This window comes from Amycolatopsis anabasis (assembly GCF_009765355.1).
GTDB classification, from domain to species: Bacteria; Actinomycetota; Actinomycetes; order Mycobacteriales; family Pseudonocardiaceae; genus Amycolatopsis; species Amycolatopsis anabasis.
The window spans coordinates 52448-72171 of record NZ_VTHK01000027.1 but is presented as its reverse complement, the minus strand read 5'-3'; the positions used below and the strand labels follow the sequence as shown (position 1 = coordinate 72171).

Annotated in this window: 16 protein-coding genes; 4 read left to right on the top strand and 12 right to left on the bottom strand. The window is 70.5% G+C overall.

What is annotated here, in order from left to right:
* Positions 1 to 113 precede the first annotated feature (113 nt).
* Together smc and FXO23_RS30395 are read right to left on the bottom strand one after the other, a co-directional pair.
* A complete protein-coding gene (smc, locus tag FXO23_RS30400; RefSeq protein WP_158888916.1) occupies positions 114 to 3707 on the bottom strand; it encodes a chromosome segregation protein SMC in 3594 nt (1197 codons plus the stop codon).
* A 350-nt stretch (positions 3708 to 4057) separates the two neighbouring features.
* The gene (locus tag FXO23_RS30395) at positions 4058 to 4354 is read right to left on the bottom strand and encodes an acylphosphatase (RefSeq protein ID WP_158888915.1); all 297 of its coding nucleotides are present in this window, start codon (positions 4352 to 4354) and stop codon (positions 4058 to 4060) included.
* Positions 4355 to 4510: 156 nt separating this feature from the next.
* Between FXO23_RS30395 and FXO23_RS30390 the strand changes: the two genes are divergently transcribed.
* Positions 4511 to 5122, top strand: a complete 612-nt coding sequence (locus FXO23_RS30390) for a hypothetical protein (protein WP_158888914.1) — start codon at positions 4511 to 4513, stop codon at positions 5120 to 5122.
* Here the strand turns inward: FXO23_RS30390 and FXO23_RS30385 are convergent.
* From FXO23_RS30385 to FXO23_RS52325, 7 genes are all read right to left on the bottom strand, one after another.
* Positions 5119 to 5838 carry a response regulator gene (locus FXO23_RS30385; RefSeq protein ID WP_158888913.1) on the bottom strand — a complete coding sequence of 240 codons (720 nt, stop codon included), beginning with the start codon at positions 5836 to 5838 and terminating at the stop codon, positions 5119 to 5121. The two genes, FXO23_RS30390 and FXO23_RS30385, sit on opposite strands and share 4 nt — an antisense overlap.
* Positions 5835 to 8441 carry a sensor histidine kinase gene (locus FXO23_RS30380; protein ID WP_158888912.1) on the bottom strand — a complete coding sequence of 869 codons (2607 nt, stop codon included), beginning with the start codon at positions 8439 to 8441 and terminating at the stop codon, positions 5835 to 5837. The genes FXO23_RS30385 and FXO23_RS30380 overlap by 4 nt, the downstream gene beginning before the upstream one ends.
* A 29-nt stretch (positions 8442 to 8470) precedes the next feature.
* On the bottom strand, positions 8471 to 9079 hold the full coding sequence (locus FXO23_RS30375) for a potassium-transporting ATPase subunit C (RefSeq protein ID WP_158888911.1): 609 nt from the start codon (positions 9077 to 9079) through the stop codon (positions 8471 to 8473).
* 5 nt (positions 9080 to 9084) lie between these two features.
* On the bottom strand, positions 9085 to 11181 hold the full coding sequence (kdpB, locus tag FXO23_RS30370; RefSeq protein ID WP_158888910.1) for a potassium-transporting ATPase subunit KdpB: 2097 nt from the start codon (positions 11179 to 11181) through the stop codon (positions 9085 to 9087).
* Between the two features lie 169 nt (positions 11182 to 11350).
* On the bottom strand, positions 11351 to 13015 hold the full coding sequence (kdpA, locus tag FXO23_RS30365; protein WP_158888909.1) for a potassium-transporting ATPase subunit KdpA: 1665 nt from the start codon (positions 13013 to 13015) through the stop codon (positions 11351 to 11353).
* Positions 13015 to 13107 (bottom strand): K(+)-transporting ATPase subunit F, encoded by a 93-nt coding sequence (kdpF, locus tag FXO23_RS30360; RefSeq protein ID WP_158888980.1) that lies wholly within the window; start codon positions 13105 to 13107, stop codon positions 13015 to 13017. Before kdpF ends, kdpA begins: the two co-directional genes overlap by 1 nt.
* A gap of 5 nt (positions 13108 to 13112) precedes the next feature.
* Positions 13113 to 13247 carry a hypothetical protein gene (locus FXO23_RS52325; RefSeq protein WP_281356632.1) on the bottom strand — a complete coding sequence of 45 codons (135 nt, stop codon included), beginning with the start codon at positions 13245 to 13247 and terminating at the stop codon, positions 13113 to 13115.
* A gap of 214 nt (positions 13248 to 13461) precedes the next feature.
* Between FXO23_RS52325 and asnB the strand changes: the two genes are divergently transcribed.
* On the top strand, positions 13462 to 15300 hold the full coding sequence (gene asnB / locus FXO23_RS30355) for an asparagine synthase (glutamine-hydrolyzing) (protein ID WP_158888908.1): 1839 nt from the start codon (positions 13462 to 13464) through the stop codon (positions 15298 to 15300).
* A gap of 24 nt (positions 15301 to 15324) precedes the next feature.
* Here asnB and FXO23_RS30350 read toward each other — a convergent pair whose 3' ends face one another.
* From FXO23_RS30350 to FXO23_RS30340, 3 genes are all read right to left on the bottom strand, one after another.
* On the bottom strand, positions 15325 to 16254 hold the full coding sequence (locus FXO23_RS30350) for an ABC transporter permease (RefSeq protein WP_158888907.1): 930 nt from the start codon (positions 16252 to 16254) through the stop codon (positions 15325 to 15327).
* Between the two features lie 168 nt (positions 16255 to 16422).
* Entirely contained in the window at positions 16423 to 17325 is a 903-nt protein-coding gene (locus tag FXO23_RS30345; RefSeq protein ID WP_158888906.1) for an ABC transporter ATP-binding protein, read from the bottom strand.
* Positions 17322 to 17714: a GntR family transcriptional regulator gene (locus tag FXO23_RS30340; protein WP_158888905.1), complete on the bottom strand. Its 393-nt coding sequence runs from the start codon at positions 17712 to 17714 to the stop codon at positions 17322 to 17324. The genes FXO23_RS30345 and FXO23_RS30340 overlap by 4 nt, the downstream gene beginning before the upstream one ends.
* A gap of 145 nt (positions 17715 to 17859) precedes the next feature.
* On the opposite strand from FXO23_RS30340, the gene FXO23_RS30335 reads away from it, so the two are divergent.
* Both FXO23_RS30335 and FXO23_RS30330 read left to right on the top strand, forming a co-directional pair.
* Positions 17860 to 19125, top strand: coding sequence for an ROK family protein (locus tag FXO23_RS30335; RefSeq protein WP_246258029.1), 1266 nt, complete (start codon positions 17860 to 17862; stop codon positions 19123 to 19125).
* Between the two features lie 77 nt (positions 19126 to 19202).
* Positions 19203 to 19724, top strand: coding sequence for a YflT domain-containing protein (locus tag FXO23_RS30330; protein WP_158888903.1), 522 nt, complete (start codon positions 19203 to 19205; stop codon positions 19722 to 19724).

Sequence of the window (19724 nt, the reverse complement as noted above, 5' to 3'; positions counted from 1 at the left end):
CGCCAAAGGACCCGCGCCCCCGGGCGCGAGTAATCGATTACTCACCAAGTAAAATGGATGTTAAGCGGATATGTCTAGCGCCACATGGGTGGTCTGTACCAAACGCGAAGTTGTTACGCGGACGCGGTTTCTTCGGTACGCAATCGTTGCGAGATGACCTTGGTGATCCCGTCGCCCTGCATGCTCACGCCGTAGAGCGCGTCCGCGATCTCCATGGTCGGCTTCTGGTGGGTGATGATGATCAGCTGCGACGACTCCCGCAGCTGCTCCAGCAGGCCGATCAGGCGGCGCATGTTCGTGTCGTCCAGCGCGGCCTCGACCTCGTCCATCACGTAGAACGGCGAGGGGCGGGCCCGGAAGATCGCCACCAGCATGGCGACGGCGACCAGGGACTTCTCCCCGCCGGACAGCAGCGACAGGCGCTTGACCTTCTTGCCCGGCGGCCGCGCCTCGACGTCGACGCCGGTGGCCAGCATGTCGTCCGGTTCGGTGAGCACCATGCGGCCCTCACCGCCGGGGAACAGCACCGAGAAGACGACCTCGAACTCGCGGGCCACGTCCTCGTAGGCCGAGGTGAACACCTCGAGGATCTTGTCGTCCACCTCTTTGATGACCGTCAGCAGATCCTTGCGGGTCGCCTTCAGGTCCTCCAGCTGGGTGGACAGGAACTTGTACCGCTCCTCCAGCGCCGCGAACTCCTCCAGCGCGAGCGGGTTGACCTTGCCCAGCAGCGCGAGGTCCTTCTCCGCGCGCTTGGCACGGCGGGCCTGGGTGTCGCGGTCGTACGGCATGGGCGGCGGCGGGGTGACCGCCTCGCCGCGTTCCTTGGCCTCCTCGTACTCGGCCATCTCCCCGGCGCTCGGCGGCACCGGGACGTGCGGCCCGTACTCGTTGACCAGGTCCTCCAGGCCGATCCCGAAGTCCTCGGCGATCTTGGTTTCCAGCTGTTCCAGGCGCAGCCGCTGCTCGGCCCGCAGCACCTCGTCGCGGTGCACCGCGTCGGTCAGCTTCTCCAGTTCACCGGCCAGTTCGCGCACCCGGTTGCGGACCTGGGCCAGCGCCTGCTCGCGGTCCGCGCGCGCGGCCTGCACGGTGTCGCGCTCGGCAGCCGCGCGCTGCACCGAAACCTCGATCCGTTCCAGGGCCAGCTCGCCGCCCTCGACCACGGCGGTGGCGATCTCGGCGCCCCGGGCGCGGGCGAGCCGGGCCTTCTCGGCGCGTTCGCGGGCCTGCTGCTCGGCGTGCGCGGCGCGGCGCAGCGAATCGGCCTTTCCGGCGATGCCGCGCGCCCGCTCCTCCGCGGTGCGCAGGGCCAGGCGCGCTTCGACCTCCTCCTGGCGGACCACGGCGAGTTCGTCGGCGGCCTGATCGCGTTCGGTGGTGTCCGGGTCCTCGTCGACGTCCTGCTCGGCGACCGCGGTGAGCCGCTCCTCGAGTTCGGCGAGCTTGGCGAGCGCTTCTTCGCGGGACTGCTCGACCTTGGCGCGCTGGTTGCGCAGCCGCTCGACGTCGGCTTCCGCGGAACGCGCGGCCTGTTCCATCCGGCTGAGGCGCTCCGAGGAACGCGCCTTGCGCACCTTGGCTTCGCCGAGCGCGTCCTTGGCCTGGCCGACCTCCTCGCGGCGGGCCTGCTGCTCGGCGCGGGCGCCCTCCAACTCGGCGGTCGTCCGCTCCAGGGCGCGTTCCGCGGCGAGCATGCGGTCGCGGGCCTCGTCGACGGCGGCCTGCACCTCGATGACGCTTTCGCTGCGCGCGGAGCCGCCGACCGCCCAGTGCGAGCCGAACACGTCGCCCTCGGCGGTGACCGTGCTGATCTCGGGGTGCACCGCGACCAGCCGCCGGGCGGTCTCCAGGGTGTCCACCACGGCGACCCGGTCCAGCGCGCGCTCCACCGCGGGGCGCAGCGTTTCGGGCGCCGACACGACCTCGCGGGCCCAGCGGGCGCCGGTCGGCAGGCTCGGCCAGTCCGCGGTGTCGGCCGAGTGGTCCTGCCCGCCGAGCAGGATGCCCGCGCGGCCGGAGTCGTTGTTCTTGAGGTAGCGCAACGCGGCGAGCGCGTCCTCCCCGCCCTGCACCGCGACCGCGTCGGCGACCGGGCCGAGGGCGGCGGCGAGCGCGACCTCGTAACCCGCTTCGACGGTCAGCAGCGCGGCGACCGAACCGAGCAGTCCGGGCAGTTCGTCGGAGGCGCCGAGCAGCGCGCCCGCGCCGTCCTTGCGCTTGAGGCCCATGGACAGGGCGTCGACCCGGGCCTTCTCCGACGCGATCTCGCGCTCGGCGGTGCGTTCGGCCTTGACCAGTTCCTCGACCCGGGCCTTGGCCGCGTTGTTGGCCTCGACCGCGCGATCGTGGCGGACCTGGAGGTCGGCGTCGTCGGATTCCTCGACCCCGCCCTCGGCGCGGGCCTGCTCGAGTTCCTCGGCCGCGATCTCGGCGCGCTCGGCGGCCTCGTCGATGCCGACGGTGAGGCGGTCGATCTCGTCGGAGGTGGCGCCGTTCTTGCTGCGCAGCGCTTCCACCTGGCCGGTGAGCTTCGCCAGGCCCTCGCGCCGGTCGGCGATCGCGCGGACCGCGGCCATATGCGCGCGCTCAGCGGCCTGCACGGCGTGTTCGAGCTGTTCGCGGCGCTGCACGGTCTCCGACAGCGTCGACCGGGCCACCGCGACGGCCTCGTTCAGCTCTTCCTCGCGTTCGGCGACCTGCTCGGCCTCGGCCAGGAGTTCCTCGGGATCGCGGCCGCCGGTCGGCGCCTGCACCTCGGCGGTGAGGTGGCGCTGGCGTTCCACCGCGAGCCGGACGGTCCCGCGCAGCCGCTCGGCCAGCGCGGACAGCTTGTACCAGGTGTCCTGCGCGGCGGCCAGGCGCGGCGCGTCCTCGGCGAGCTGCTCCTCCAGCGTGGTCTGCTCGGCGGTCACCACCTCGAGGGCCTGCTCGACCTCGCTGCGCCGGGCGCGGGCGGCCTTCTCGTCCGCTTCTTCCTTCTGCAGGTCGGCGCGTTGGGTGACCAGGTCGTCGGCGAGCAGGCGCAGGCGGGAGTCGCGCAGCTCGGACTGCACGGCCTGGGCCTTGCGGGCGATCTCGGCCTGCTTGCCCAGCGGTTTGAGCTGGCGGCGCAGCTCGGTGGTGAGGTCGCCGAGGCGGTCCAGGTTGCCCTGCATCGCGGTCAGCTTGCGCAGGGCCTTTTCCTTGCGCTTGCGGTGCTTGAGGACCCCGGCGGCCTCTTCGATGAAACCGCGGCGCTCCTCGGGTTTGGACTCCAGGATCTGGGAGAGCTGGCCCTGCCCGACGATCACGTGCATCTCGCGGCCGATACCGGAGTCGGACAGCAGTTCCTGCACGTCCATCAACCGGCAGGTGCTGCCGTTGATCTCGTACTCGCTCGCACCGTCGCGGAACATCCGGCGGGTGATGGAGACCTCGGTGTAGTCGATGGGCAGCGCGCCGTCGGTGTTGTCGATGGTCAGGGTCACCTCGGCGCGGCCGAGCGGGGCGCGGCCCGCGGTGCCGGCGAAGATGACGTCCTCCATCTTGCCGCCGCGCAGGTCCTTGGCGCCCTGTGTGCCCATGACCCAGCGCAACGCGTCGAGAACGTTGGACTTGCCGGAGCCGTTCGGCCCGACGACGCAGGTGATCCCCGGCTCGAAGCGCAAGGTGGTGGCCGAGGCGAAGGACTTGAAGCCCTTGAGCGTCAGGCTTTTCAGGTGCACGTTGGCGCGAACCCTCCGATGCCGGGACTTGGTTGCCAGTCGGCAGAGTTTACCCAGGCCGCGTTACGAACCGTGGGACGCGGGCCATCTCCCCGCGTGCCTCGCCACACTCGTCACACCGGTCTCACCTGCACCAGCGCACGGTACCGGCAGGAAGGGACCTTCACTCCGGTTGAACGGGAGCGTGGGACCTTTACTACGGCCAGACGTGAGTGAAGGTCCCTTCCTGCCGCCGCTACCGGGAAGTGGGGCCTGCTGCTGGGGGTCGTGAGGGTTCAGGCCGGTTAGAACCGGTCCAAGCACTCACGACCCCCAGCACTCGGCCCCTCCCGTGTGCAAGGGCCCCGGCGTCAGCGCTCGACGAAGCCGACGAGGCCGCCGCGTGCCGGAGAGAAGCGGTGCACGACGTGATCCACACGTCCGGGTGACTTGCCGGACTTGAGGGCCTCGAGCAGACGCTCACAGTTGTCTTGAGCACCCTCCGCAACCACCTCGACACGCCCGTCCGGCAGATTCCCCGCGCTTCCCGCCAGTCCGAGTTCCAGCGCGCGGCTGCGGGTCCACCAGCGGAATCCCACGCCCTGCACCTGGCCGTGCACCCACGCGGTGAGTCGTACGGTGTTGTCTTCTTCACTCACGATCGTCATAGTGCCGTCCGGGCGGCGACTGCGCACAGTTAACCGACCGCACCGGCACGTTCGCGAGCAGGTGACGGACGGTGGTACGGTCCCCGCCGGGGTCCACCGCCCGGGCTAACACGCTCGGGTGCTTCCAGGCCGATCAGTGCCAACCGAGGAGCAAGTATGACCCAACCGGGGTCACGACCGGGCAAAAGAGCCGAGGACGCGCCGCCGCGGGTATCCAGCGGCCGGCTGCACCGCACCGGCTACGTGATGCTCGCCGCGAGCGGGCTCGTGCTCGCCACCGCCTTCGGTGCGATCGCCGAGCTCGCCAGTCCTTCTCCCTCCGACGCCGCCGGTCCGGCCGCGGGCCAGCCGCACCCGGGCCAGGCGCCCGGCGCCCAGGTCGTCCCGGGCAACGCCGTGCCCGGCCAGGCGCCGATCACCGTCAGCGGGGTCGCGGTGGCGGGCCCGATCCCCTCGTCCCCGGCCGCGCCGACCACCGTGGTCAGCGTCGGCCCGGACGGCAAGCCGACCACCAGCGTGGTGACGCCCCCGCCGGCGCACCCGGGGCCGGGCCAGCCGGGCACGCAACTGCCGCCGGGCACCGGCCCCGGCACGCCGACCGGAACGCATCCCACGACGCCGCCGTCTTCGTCCAAGCCCACCCCGACCTGGACCCCGCCGTCGCCGACGACGACCACCGACCCGTCGCCGTCCGACCCGTCCTCGTCCACCGGCGGCACGTCGTCCCCCGGCAGTTCGGGCAGCGGGACGTCCAGCAGCGGAAACTAGGCTTCGAAGCGGTAGCCCATTCCCGGTTCGGTGAGCAGGTGCCGCGGCCGCGAGGGTTCCGGTTCCAGTTTGCGGCGCAGCTGCGCCAGGTAGACCCGCAGGTAGTGCGATTCGGTCTCGTAGGACGGCCCCCACACCTCGTGCAGGATCTGCTTCTGCGCGACCAGCCGCCCGCGGTTGCGCACCAGCAGTTCCAGCACTCCCCATTCGGTCTTGGTGAGGTGCACCTCGGCGCCGTCGCGGTGCACCTTCTTCGCCGCGAGGTCGATGGTGAACGCCTCGGTCTCCACGACCGCCTCGGCATCGTCCGCTTTGGACACCGAGGACCGCCGCACCGCCGCCCGCAGCCGCGCCAGCAGTTCGTCCATGCCGAACGGTTTGGTGACGTAGTCGTCGGCCCCCGCGTCGAGCGCCTGCACCTTGTCCGAGGAGTCGCCGCGCGCCGACAGCACGATGATCGGCACGGTGGTCCAGCCGCGCAGCCCGGCGATCACGTCGTTGCCGTCCATATCGGGCAGGCCGAGGTCGAGCACCACCACGTCCGGTTTGGTCTCGGCCACCGCGCGCAGCGCCGCGGTCCCGTCGTGGGCGGTGATCACCTTGTACCCCCGCGCCGACAGGTTGATCCGCAACGCGCGCACGATCTGCGGTTCGTCGTCGATCACCAGCACCGTGCCGGATCTCGCCTGCCCGTTGTCCGCCTTCGCCGCAGTCATGGAACTTGCTCCCCACTCTCCTCGTCCAGCTCGAGCTCATCCAAGTCGGTGAGCCGGACGCCGTTCTCCTGCCCCCGGTACGCCGGTAAGGAGATCACCACGGTGAGCCCGCCGCCAGGCGTGTCCTCCGCCCGGATGGTGCCGCCCATCGCCTCGGTGAACCCCTTCGCCACGGACAGCCCGAGGCCGATGCCCGGGGTCGCGTCCCGGTCCCCGAGCCGCTGGAACGGCGCGAAGGCGGCCTCCGCCCCGCCCTTCTTGAGGCCGGGTCCGTGGTCGATGATCCGCAGTTCGACGTGCTCGGCGTGCGTGCTGGCGCGGGCGGACACCGGCCGGGTGGCCCGGGCCCCGTGCCGCAGCGCGTTGTCCAGCACGTTCGCCACCACGCGCTCGAGCAGGCCCGGATCGGCGAACACCGCGGGCAGATGCTCGTCCACCTTGACCTGCACCGATTTCGAACCGTCCACATTGGCCAGTGCGTGCGCCACGACCTCGTCGTAGCCGACCGGGCGCAGATGCGGCCGCACCGCGCCGGTGGCCAGCCGGGACGAGTCGAGCAGGTTGTCCACCAGATCGGCCAGCCGATCGGCCGACTCCTCCGCGGTGAGCAGCAGCTCCTCGGTGTCCTCCGGTGACAGCTCGATGTCCTGGGCGCGCAGGCTGCCGATGGCCGCCTTGATCGAGGTGAGCGGGGTGCGCAGATCGTGCCCGAGCGCGGACAGCAACGCCGTGCGCAGTTCGGTTGCCTCGGCCTTGCGCTCGGCACGGGCCGTCGCCGCCGCCATCCGCTGCTGGCGCAGGGCGAGCAGCGCCTGCCCGGCGGCGGCCTCGAGCACCCGGCGGTCACCGGCGTCCAGCGCCCGGCCGCGCAGCGCGAGGTGGACGTCGGCGGTCACCGGCACGTCCACGTCCGCCTCGGCCGGCCCGGCGCACGGGTTCTCCCCGACCTTGGCCACCCGCTTCCACTTGGCGTCCCGCTTTTCCAGCAACGCCACCGAAGTCAGCCCGAAGTTCTCCCGGACCTTCTCCAGCAGGCGCTCCACCGGTTTGGCGTGGGTGAGCACCGTCCGGGCGTAGGAGGCGAGCAGGGACGCCTCGGTGCGCGCCTGCGCGGCCTGGGTCGCCCGGCGCGCCGCGGTGTCCACCACCAGCGCCACCAGCACGCCCACGATCACCATGGCGATCAACGTGATCACGTTGGTCTGGGCGTGCACGGTGAGCGTGTAGAACGGCTCGGTGAAGAAGAAGTTCAGCAGCCCCGCGGACAGGAAGGAGGCCAGCAGCGCGGGCCCGAGCCCGCCGATGAGCGCCACGATCACCGTGGCCAGGAAGTAGTCCACGACGTCGGTGGAGAAGTCGAGCTCGTCGCGCAGCAGGACGCCGATCAGCGTCGCCATCGCGGGCACGACCACCGCCATCGCCCAGCCGAGGACCTGCCTGCCCCACGGCAGCGAGCTGCGGCCGAGCTTGGCCCGCAGCCGCCCGCCCGCCTGCGCGTGGGTCACCATGTGGACGTCGATCGGGCCGGAGTCCTGCACCACGGCCGCGCCGATGCCCTCGTCGAACAGCCGCGCGATCCGCGAGCGCCGGGAAGTGCCCAGCACCAGCTGGGTGGCGTTGACGCCCCGCGCGAAGTCCAGCAGCGCCTGCGGCACGTCGTCGCCGACCACGGTGTGGAAGGTCGCGCCGACGTCCTCGGCGAGCTTGCGGTACTTCCCGATCGCCGTCGGCCCGAGCCCGGCGAGCCCGTCCCCGCGCAGGATGTGCAGCACCAGCAGTTCCGCCCCGGCCCGCGCGGCGATCCGGCGGGCCCGGCGGATCAGCGTCTCACTCTCCGGCCCGCCAGTGATCGCCACGACCACGCGTTCGCGGGCCTCCCAGGTGTCGGTGATCCGCTTCTCCTCGCGGTACCGCTGCAGCGCCACGTCGACCTGGTCGGCCACCCACAGCAGGGCCAGCTCGCGCAACGCGGTCAGGTTGCCGGGCCGGAAGTAGTTGCCCAGCGCGGCGTCGATGCGTTCGGCCGGGTAGACGTTGCCGTGCGCCAGCCGCCGGCGCAGCGCCTCCGGGGTGATGTCCACCAGCTCGACCTGTTCGGCGCGGCGCACCACCTCGTCCGGCACGGTCTCCTGCTGCGCGACCCCGGTGATCCGCTCGACCACGTCGTTCAGGCTCTGCAGGTGCTGGACGTTCACCGTGGACAGGACGTCGATCCCCGCGTCCAGCAGCTCCTCCACGTCCTGCCAGCGCTTCTCGTTGCGGGAGCCGGGAATGTTGGTGTGCGCGAGCTCGTCCACCACGGCCACCTCGGGCTTGCGCGCGAGCAGCGCGTCGACGTCCATCTCGGTGAACTCGTGCCCGCGGTGGAAGACGTGCCGCCGGGGCACGATCTCCAGGCCCTCGAGCAGATCCGCGGTCTTCTTCCGCCCGTGCGTCTCCACCAGCCCGGCCACCACGTCGGTGCCGCGGTCGAGGCGCCGCCGCGCCTCGCCGAGCATCGCGAACGTCTTGCCGACGCCGGGCGCCGCGCCGAGGTAGATCCGCAGTTCTCCCCGGCGCGGCTTGCCCGGCCCGCGCTCTCCGGCCTGGTCTTGCTGGTCCACGCCGCCAGTCTGCTCCCTTTCCGTTCCGGTCACCTGCCAGGGGCCGCGGCCCGGACGGCGAGGTTGAGCTCGAGAACGTTCACCCCGGGGATGCCGACCCCGGCACCGCTGGTGTGTTCGTTGACGAGCTGCCGCACCTTCGCCTCGGGCAGCCCGGTGACGCGGGCGACCCGCGGGATCTGCAGCTCGGCGTACTCCGCGCTGATCGCCGGGTCCAAACCGGACCCGGACGCGGTCACCGCGTCGGCGGGCACCCGGTCCGGGGACACGCCTTCGCGCTGGGCGATCAGGTCCCTGCGTTCCTTGATCGCCGCGATCAGGTCCTCGTTGTAGGCGCCCTTGTTCGACGCACCCGAACTGGACGGGTCGCCCGGTCCGAGCGGGTTCTCGGAACCGGCCGACGGGCGGTTGTGGAACCACGGGTCGTGCGCCGGGTCCGCGGCGACCGGGTCGATCCCGATCAGCGAGGACCCGACCGCCTGCCCGTTCTGTTCGACGACCGAACCCTCGGCGTTGGCCCGCAGCCCGGGGACCCGGGACACCGCCCACACCCCGAGCGGGTAGATCACCCCGAGCAGCACGGTGAAGACCAGCAGCACCCGCACGCCCGCGCCGGTTTGCTTCAAGAAGGCTTTCATGTCAGTTACCCGATTCCCGGAATGAGACGGATGAGGAGGTCGATCAGCCAGATCCCGGCGAACGGGGTGACGATCCCGCCCAGCCCGTAGAGCAGCAGGTTCCGGCGCAGCAGCGAGGACGCGGTCGACGGCTTGTACCGGACCCCGCGCAGGGCCAGCGGGATCAGCGCCACGATGATCAGCGCGTTGAAGATCACCGCGGACAGGATCGCCGACTTCGGCGTGGCCAGGTGCATGATGTTCAGGCCCGCGAGCTGCGGGTAGATCGCCATGAACATGGCCGGCAGGATCGCGAAGTACTTCGCGAGGTCGTTGGCCACGCTGAACGTGGTCAGCGCGCCGCGGGTGATCAGCAGCTGCTTGCCGATCTCCACGATCTCGATCAGCTTCGTCGGGTTGGAGTCGAGGTCCACCATGTTCCCGGCCTCTTTGGCCGCCGAGGTGCCGGTGTTCATCGCCACGCCCACGTCGGACTGGGCCAGCGCCGGGGCGTCGTTGGTGCCGTCCCCGGTCATCGCGACCAGGCGGCCGCCCTCCTGCTCCTTGCGGATCAGGGCCATCTTGTCTTCCGGTTTGGCCTCGGCGAGGTAGTCGTCCACCCCGGCCTCTTCGGCGATGGCCTTGGCGGTCAGCGGGTTGTCACCGGTGATCATCACCGTTTTGATGCCCATCTCGCGCAGTTCGACGAACCGCTCCCGCATCCCGGGCTTCACCACGTCCGACAGCCGGATCACGCCGCGCACGAACGCCTTGCCGCCGTTCACCTCGGCGACCACCAGCGGGGTGCCGCCCTGCCCGCTGATCTCGTCGACGACCCGTTCGGTTTCCGCCGGGAACTCACCGCCCCGGTCGCGCACCCAGTCGCGGACCGAACCGGTGGCGCCCTTGCGGACCTGCCGCTCGCCGAGGTCGATCCCGCTCATCCGGGTCTGCGCCGCGAACGGCACGAACTCGCCGAGCCGCTCGTCCGCGCCCGCCTCGGCGGGCAGGCCGTGCTCGGTCACGATCAGCTCGATGATGCTGCGTCCTTCCGGCGTGCCGTCGGCGAGGCTGGACAGCCGGGCCGCCTCGGCGAGTTGCGCGGGCGTGGACTCGCCGACCGGGATCAGCTCGGTCGCCCGGCGGTTGCCGAAGGTGATGGTGCCGGTCTTGTCCAGCAGCAGCGTGGAAACGTCGCCCGCGGCCTCGACCGCGCGCCCGGAGGTGGCCAGCACGTTGCGCTGCACCAGGCGGTCCATCCCGGCGATGCCGATGGCCGAGAGCAGGGCGCCGATCGTCGTGGGGATCAGGCAGACCAGCAACGCGGTCAGCACGATCACCGACTGCTGGCTGCCCGAGTAGCCGGCCATCGGCTGCAGCGCCACCACGGCGAGCAGGAAGATGATGGTCAGCGTGGACAGCAGGATCGTCAGCGCGATCTCGTTCGGCGTCTTCTGCCGCGAAGCGCCTTCCACCAACGAGATCATCCTGTCCACAAAGGACTCACCGGGCTTGGTGGTGATCTTCACGACGATCCGGTCGGACAGCACGGTGGTGCCGCCGGTCACCGCGCAGCGGTCGCCGCCGGACTCCCGGATGACCGGGGCCGATTCGCCGGTGATCGCCGATTCGTCGACCGTGGCGATGCCCTCGACGACGTCGCCGTCGCCGGGGATCACCTCGCCCGCCTCGACGACCACCAGGTCCCCGATGGTCAGGTCGACGCCGGGCACCCGGTCCTCGGTGCCGTCGGCGTTCAACCGGCGCGCGACGGTCTCCTTCTTGGTGCGCCGCAAGGTTTCCGCCTGCGCCTTGCCGCGGCCCTCGGCCACCGCCTCGGCCAGGTTCGCGAACAGCACGGTGAACCACAGCCAGACGGCGATCAGGATGGTGAACACGCTCGGATCGGTGATCGCGAAGACGGTCACCAGGATCGAGCCGACCCACACCACGAACATGACCGGGTTGGCCAGCTGGTGGCGGGGGTTGAGCTTGCGCAGCGCGTCCGGGAACGAGGTCAGCAGCTGCCGGGGGTTGAAGATCCCGGCACCGACCCGCCCGGCGTTTTCGACGTGGTGCTGCGTCTCCTCCTCGGGAGTACGACGAGTTTCGGTGACTGTCATGCTGTATCCTTCGCGAGCTTGCGCGCGACCGCGATCGTGTCGCCAGGGCGCGACTTGCGATTGCCTCGCACGTTGATGGGGAGGGCGCCCTGCCGCCCCGATAGCGGGGCCTGACGGCCGAGGCGCGCGCTGTGGTCGTCTCGAGTGCCGCGACTCGCCACAGATGTCCTCATGCGAGTGCCTCCGCGATGGGCCCCAGCGCGAGCGCCGGGATGAAGGTGAGCGCGGCGACGAGAACGATCGTGCCGGTGAGCATCGAGCCGAACAGCGGCCCGGTGGTGGGCAGCGTGCCCGCGGTCTGCGGCACCTTCCGCTGCGCGGCGAGCGAACCCGCCAGGCAGAGCACCGCGAGGATCGGGACATACCTGCCGAGCAGCATGGCGACGCCGAGCGTGGACTCGAACCAGTCGCTGGTGACGGTGAGGCCGCCGAACGCGCTGCCGTTGTTGTTGCCGGTCGAGGTGTAGGCGTAGAGCACCTCGGACAGGCCGTGCGGGCCGCTGTTGGTCAGGGCCGTGGACAGTTCGTTCGGCAGCATCAGCGCCGCGCCCGAACCGAGCAGGACCACGGTCGGCATCGCGAGCATGGCGATCGCGGCGCAGGTGACCTCGCGCTTCCCGAGCTTCTTGCCCAGGTACTCCGGGGTCCGCCCGACCATCAGCCCGGCGAGGAACATCGCGATGATCGCCATCACCAGGATGCCGTAGATCCCGGTGCCGACCCCGCCCGGCGTGACCTCGCCGAAGAGCATGTTCAGCAACGGCATCCCGCCGCCGAGCCCGCTGTAGCTGTCGTGCATCGAGTTGACCGCGCCGGTGGAGGTGCCGGTGGTGGCGTTGGCGAACAGCGAGGACATGCCGATGCCGAAGCGCTGCTCCTTGCCTTCCAGGTTCCCCCCGGCCAGCAGCGCCGCCGGACCGCCCGCGTTCTTCTCGGACAGCCAGATGATCGTCAGGGTCGCCGCCTGCAGCGCGGCCATCACCGACAGCAGGACCAGGCCCTGCTTGCGGTTGCCGACCAGCTTGCCGAAGGTCCGGGTCAGCGAAACCGGGATCACCAGGATCAGGAAGATCTCGATCAGGTTGGTCCAGGCGTTCGGGTTCTCGAACGGGTGCGACGAGTTGGCGTTGAGGATGCCGCCGCCGTTGGTGCCCAGTTCCTTGATGACCTCCTGGCTGGCCACCGGGGCCAGCGCGATCCGGCTCGAGCTGCCGTCCGGGTTGGCCACGTCCACGCCCGAGGTCAGGCTCTGCACGACGCCCAGGGAGATCAGCACGATCGCGAACACGAACGCGATCGGCAGCAGGATCCGGACGGTGCCGCGGGTCAGGTCGACCCAGAAGTTGCCGAGGCGGTCGGTCTTCGACCGGACGAACCCGCGGATCAGCGCGACCGCGACGGCCATCCCGACGCCCGCGGACAGGAAGTTCTGCACGGTCAGCCCGGCCATCTGCACGGTGTGGCCCAGCACCTGCTCCGGCACGTACGACTGCCAGTTGGTGTTGGTCACGAAGCTGACCGCGGTGTTGAACGCGATCCCCGGCGCCACCGGGCCGCGGCCGAAGTCGAACGGCAGCAGCGGCTGCAGGCGCTGCAGCAGGTAGAGCAGCACCACCGAGACGAGCGAGAAGGCGAGCACCCCCGCGGCGTACGTCGACCACTTCTGCTCGGACTTGGGGTCCACCCGGAAGAGCCGGTACAGCCCGCGTTCGATCTTCCAGTCCTTTTCGCTGGAGTAGACCTTCGCCATGTAGTCGCCCAGCGGTTTGTACGCCACCGCCAGGGCGACAAGAAGAAGGCCGACCTGCAGGAGGCCGGCCGTCGTGTCTGACATCAGAATTTCTCCGGCCTGATCAGAGCGATGAACAAGTAGACGATCAACCCCAGGGCCAACACACCCCCGATGACGTTGGCCGCAGTGCTCACCCCGTTCACAGCCTCTCCAGCCCGCGCAGGGTCAGCGCCAGAATCACGAACACGCCGATCAGCAGGGCGGCGTAAAGCAAGTCGGCCACTGTGCACCTTTCACAACGGGTCACCCCAGTGGTGACCGCGACCGTCCGCAAGCGTGCGCTGGTAACGGCGAGTAACCAAGCCGCCTGACGGCTCCTTGACGCCCGCGGCCGCGGCGTTTACGCGATCTTGACGCGCGGTGAGGCGGCCCACAGGGCGTAAGCCCATCCGGACGGAGCGTGCAATTTGGGCAGACAAGAGCCCGAAAATGCATTAAAACTGTGTAACGGATAGTTGTACTAGCTAAATAAACGGAAGGCAGTGCTCATGTGCGGGATCGCCGGGTGGGTGTCGTACGACTCCGACCTCACCAAGCAACAGCACGTCGTCGACGAGATGACCGCCACCATGGCCTGCCGGGGACCGGACGACTCGGGCACCTGGGTGCGCCCGCATGCCGCGCTCGGACACCGGCGGCTCGCGATCATCGACCTCCCCGGCGGCAAGCAGCCGATGGAGGTCGCGACGCCGAGCGGCGCGGTCTCCATGGTCTACAGCGGCGAGGCCTACAACTTCACCGAATTGCGGCAGGAACTGACCTCGAAGGGACACAAGTTCGTCACTGACAGTGACACCGAGGTGGTGCTGCACGGGTACCTGGAGTGGGGCGAGAGCGTCGCGGACCACCTCAACGGGATGTACGCTTTCGCGATCTGGGACGAGCGCGACCAGAAGCTGGTCATGATCCGGGACCGGATGGGGATCAAGCCGTTCTACTACTACCCGACCCGCGACGGCGTGCTCTTCGGCTCCGAGCCGAAGGCGATCCTGGCGAACCCGCTGGCGAAGCGGGTCGTCGACGCGGACGGCCTGCGCGAGCTGGCGGCGTTCACCAAGACGCCGGGCTGGTCGCTGTGGCAGGGCATGTACGAGGTCGAGCCGGGGACCATCGTCCGGGTGGACGCCGACGGCATCCACACCCACACCTACTGGACCCTGAAGGCGACCGAGCACACCGACGACCAGGACACCACGGTCGCCAAGGTCCGCGAGCTGATGACCGACATCGTGCACCGCCAGCTCGTCGCCGACGTGCCCCGCTGCGTGCTGCTCTCCGGCGGCCTCGACTCCAGCGCGGTCACCGGCCTCGCCGCCGCCCGCCTCGCCGAGCAGGGCGAGCAGCTGCGCACGTTCTCGGTCGACTTCTTCGGCCAGGAGGAGCACTTCCAGCCGGACGAGGTGCGCGACACCCCGGACTCGCCGTTCGTGCGCGATGTCGCCAAGCTGGTGAACTCCGCGCACCAGGACGTGATGCTCAACCCGGCGGACCTGACCGATCCCGCGGTGCGCCGGGCCATGCTCACCGCCCGGGACATCCCGGGGGGCCTCGGCGATATGGACACCTCGCTGTACCTGCTGTTCAAGGCGATCCGCCGGGAGTCGACGGTCGCGCTGTCCGGTGAGTCCGCGGACGAGGTGTTCGGCGGGTACCGCTGGTTCCACGACGAGGCCGCGCGCGAGGCGAAGACGTTCCCGTGGCTGGCGTTCCAGAGCGCGCACAGCGACCGGACCGGGGTGCTGCGCGCCGACGTGGCCGAACTGCTCGACGTGCCGGGCTACACCGCCGACCAGTACGCGACCTCGGTCGCCAAGGTCGAGCAGCTGGACGGGGCGAGCGAACTCGAGCGGCGGATGCGCACGATCTGCAACCTCCACCTGACCCGGTTCGTGCGGATCCTGCTGGACCGCAAGGACCGCGCGTCGATGGCCGTGGGCCTGGAGGTCCGGGTGCCGTTCTGCGACCACCGGCTGGTCGAGTACGTCTACAACACCCCGTGGGCGCTGAAGACCTTCGACGGCCGGGAGAAGAGCCTGCTGCGGCACGCGACCAAGCACGTGCTGCCGCAGACCGTGGTCGACCGGGTGAAGAGCCCGTATCCGTCCACACAGGACCCCGGGTACGCGGCGGCCCTGCAGCAGCAGGCGAAGGAGGTCCTCGCCGAGAAGGACAACCCGGTGTTCGACATCGTGGACCGCGCGTGGACGCAGGCCGCGGTGGAACTGGACCCGGCGACCATGCCCGGCTCGACCCGCAACGGCATCGACCGCGTGCTGGACCTGTACCACTGGTTCGACCTCTACCGGCCGGAACTGCGGCTGAGCTGAACCGCGGGACCGTCCGCCGTCGCGCTAGACGCGGCGGCGGACGGTGCCGTACACCGCGAGCGCGCCGAACAGGAGCGTCCCCGCGCCGAGGATTCCCGCCTCGGTCCACTGGAACCGCCAGAACCGGTCCGCCGGCTGGTAGTCGACGAAGTTCCGGTATCCGCCCGCGCGCAGGCACAGCACCCGAGCGGCCGGGGGACCCGGGCACACCTGACCGGCCGCGGACAACCCCAGCCGGGTCCCGTCCGGCGCCTGGATCCCGGCCTCCAGCAACATGGCGTCACCGAGGCCGGAGTTGTCCGATGTGGACGCAACGTGGTGTTCGGGTTCGGCGTAATCCGCCCGCAGGATGTAGAGCCCGCCGTAGACCACCACGAACATCGCGAACGTGACGGCGATGGCGGGCAGCAGCCGCCGGACCAGCGCACCGGCCGCGACGCCGAGCACGAACATGAACAGCCACCACGCGACCGGCGCCACGCCCACCACGGTGAACATCGCCCGGTCGCCGAATGCCTTCGCGGCCGCCCCGAAGACCCCCTGCCAGGCCCGGATCATCAGGCCGGTCACCAGCCCGCCGAGCGCCACCAGGGTGCCGAGCACGCCGAGTTTGACCGCCACCCAGCGCCACCGCGGCACCGACTGGGTCCAGGCGAGCTTGTGCGTGCCGTGCTCGAACTCCCGGGCCAGGATCGGCGCGCCCCAGAAGACCCCGACGAACGCGGGCAGCAACGGAACCGGCCGGAGGAACTGGTAGAGCTGGTCGTACCGTTCGGTCAGCACGGCGTCGACCTGCATACATCCCGCCGCCTCCGAGCACCGCGCGTGCTCTTCCCCGCCGGCGGCGCTGACCGCGGACAGTCCGTGCACCAGCAGCACCACCCCGAGGCCGAGCAGGAACGCGGCGGTCACCAGCACCTGCGTCCGGTGCTGCCGCCAGGTAAGCCACAACAAGTTTCGTTCTCCTCAGTGGTCGCGAACGTGCGACTCGCGTGCCCGAATGTGTAGTTCGCGTGCCCGAGTGTGAAACTCGCCGGGCGCCGCCCGCGCGCGCGAGTTGCACGTTCAGGCAAGCGAGTTACACGTTCACGTACGCGAGTTGCACGTTCGGGTAGGCGAGTTCTACGTTCGGGCGGGGGTCGCGAGGGCCGGGCGGGGCAGGGTGGCGGCGTCCGGGCGGCGGAGGTAGCCGAGCACGAGTTCCTCCAGGCCCACCGGACACTCGGTCCACTGTGGACTCAGCAGCAGGGGTGCGGATTCGCCGGTGCGGAGGAGCAGGGTGGCCTGGCGCCCGGTTCGCCGGTCGTCGATCACCGTGGTGCGGGCGGCCACCGCGTCGGCCTCGGCCGCCGGACCGGTCAGCAGGCGGTGCGCGGCGAGCAGTTCGTCGATGTCCCCGCTGACCTGGACCCGGCCACCGCTGAGCACGATCAGCCAGTCGCAGGTGTTCTCCAGGTCGGCGACCACGTGGGAGGAGAGCAGCACGGTCAGCTCGGTTTCGGCCACGGCTTCCATCAGCCCGCGCATCACGTCGTGCCGGGCGAGCGGGTCGAGGTTCGCCAGCGGTTCGTCGAGGACCAGCAGTTCGGGGCGTTTGGCCACCGCGCAGGTCAGCGCGACCTGCGCCTGCTGCCCGGTGGACAGCTTGTTCACCTTGCGGTTGAGCGGAATTCCCAGCGCGTCGAGCCGCCGCCGGGCCGCCGCACCGTCCCAGCGCGGGTTCATCCGCCGCCCCAGGGTGAGCATGTCCTCGACGGTGAACCGGTCGTAGAGCGGTTTGTCCTGCGCCATGAACGCCACCCGCTCGAGCGCGTCCCGGCCCGGTTCGCCGAGCACCCGCACGCTGCCCCGCGTCGGGGCCAGCAGCCCGACGACCAGGTGCAGCAGGGTCGTCTTCCCCGCGCCGTTCGGCCCGACCAGCGCGACCACCCGGCCGCGCGGCACCGCCAGCGAGCAGTCTCGCAGCGCCCAGTTCCGCCGGTAGCGCAGCCCCAGCCCGGTCGCCTCCAGGATCGGATCAGTCATGCGGTCTCCTCCCGGAACGCGTCGAGCAGGGCGGACGAGAACAGCGCCCGGACGTCCTCGGCGTCCAGGCCCGCCGCCCGGCAAGCCGTCAGCCAGTCGCCCAGTTCCCCGCGCAGCCGCGTGCGGTCGGCGAAGGAGGCGCCCCCGAGCGAGCGCTGCACGAAGGTGCCCAGCCCGGGTTTGCCCGCCACGAGCCCTTCGCGCTCCAGTTCGCGATAGGCCTTGAGCACCGTGTTCGGATTGATCGCCAGCTTGCCCACGACCTCCTTCGCGGTCGGCAGCCGATCCCCCGGCGCCAGCAGCCCCAGCCGCAGCGCGTGCTTCACCTGGTGCACCAACTGCAGGTACGTCGCCACCCCCGACCCCCGGTCGAGGTGAAAGTCGATCACCACAACACCCTTTCCCTAATGAAGTAGTGAAATAGTGGTGGCCGTATTCGATCTTGTCAACACCTCCTCTAATGCACGCAGTGAACAGAAGAGATGCCGCGACGCGTATATGATCGGACACACAGCGCATAAGCGGAGGGACCTCGTGGCCGTCGACCACTCACCCAGTTCCGAGTTGCTCGAGAGCTACACCCGGCTCCTCGACCTGGTACGCACCGGCGAAGCCGACTCCCGGCCCGCTCTGAGCACCCGGACCGGCCTCGGGCGCACCGCGCTCACCCAGCGCCTCACCGCCCTGCTCGACGCCGGACTCCTCGAAGAAGGCGACCTCAACCCGTCCACCGGCGGCCGCCAAGCCCGGGCCCTGCGCTTCCGCCGGGACGCGGGGGTCATCCTCACCGCCGAACTCGGCGCCACCAGCTTCACCGCCGGGATCACCGACCTCATGGGCGCCGTGCTCACCTCGCGCCACCGCGACTGCGACATCGCCCAGGGCCCGGAAACCGTCCTCGCCGAAGTCGGGGCGACCCTCGACGCGCTGCTCGGCGAACTGGCCCGTCCCGCCGAGGTCTGGGGTGTCGGCCTCGGCCTGCCCGGACCGGTCGAATTCGCCACCGGCCGGCCGGTGGAACCGCCGATCATGCCCGGCTGGAACGACTACCCGGTCCGCGACGCGTTCGCCACCCGCTACCGCGCCCCGGTCTGGGTCGACAACGAGGTCAACCTGCTCTGCCTCGGCGAACTGCGCGCCCGGCACCTGCCGCCCACCGGCGACCTGCTCTACCTCAAGATCGGCACCGGAATCGGCGCCGGGCTCAGCCATTCCGGCCACCTGCACCGCGGCGCGCAGGGCTGCGCCGGGGACATCGGGCACGCCGCGGTCACCGACGACAGCACGATCGTGTGCCGCTGCGGCAAAACCGGTTGCCTGGAGGCGGTCGCCGGGGGCGCCGCGCTCGCCCGCGACGGCGAACGGCTCGCGCGCGAAGGGGTCAGCCCGGCGCTGGCCGCGGTCCTCGCCGAGCGCGGCCGGGTCACCGCCGCCGACATCACCGCGGCGGCCCGCGCCGGGGACCACCAAGCGGTGCGGCTCCTCGTCCAGGCCGCCCGCCACATCGGCGCGATGCTCGCCACGGTGGTCAACTTCTACAACCCGTCGACGATCCTGCTCGGCGGCAAGGTCGCCGGGGCCGGGGACCTGTTCCTCGCGACCATCCGGGAAACGATCTACCGGCGCTCCCTCCCGCTGTCCACCCGGGAACTGCGCGTCGACCGGGCCCGCCTGGGCGACGAGGGCGGGCTCGTCGGCGCCGCGTTCATGGTGCTGGACGAACTCTTCTCGCCGCGCCACTTCGGCCGCTGGCTGCCTGGCGGCTCCCCCGCGGGCATGCCCGAAATGCTCGCTAGCTGATAGTTCCCTGTGAATCGCGCACACCCGGCATTTCTCGCCGAACACACACGTTGCACGGGTAGGAGAGGTGAGGAGCCATGACCCAAGCATTCACACAGACCGCGTTCACCCGGACACCCGCGATTCCGCAGCTTCCGACCATGCCGAGCGGCTGGCCGATCGGTTCCTACGACTCGTACGAGGAAGCCCAGCGGGCCGTCGACCACCTCGCCGACAGCGATTTCCCGGTGGCCGACGTCACGATCGTCGGCGTGGAGCCGATGCTCGTGGAGCGCGTGGCCGGAAAGCTCAGCTGGGGCCGGGTCCTGACCAACGCGGGGATGTCCGGCGCCTGGTTCGGGTTGTTCGTGGGCCTGCTGCTGAGCATGTTCACGCCCGGCGCCGGGCTGCTGCCGATCCTGATCGGCCTGGTCGCCGGGGTCGGATTCAGCCTGGTGTTCGCCGCGATCAGTTACGGCGCCACCAAGGGGCGCCGCGATTTCGTCTCGCACAGCCAGCTCGTCGCCCGGCGGTACGACGTGCTTTCGCAGCCGCGCAACGCGGAGCGGGGGCGTGACCTGCTGGCGAAGTTCGCCATGAAGACGCACGCGATGAGCTGA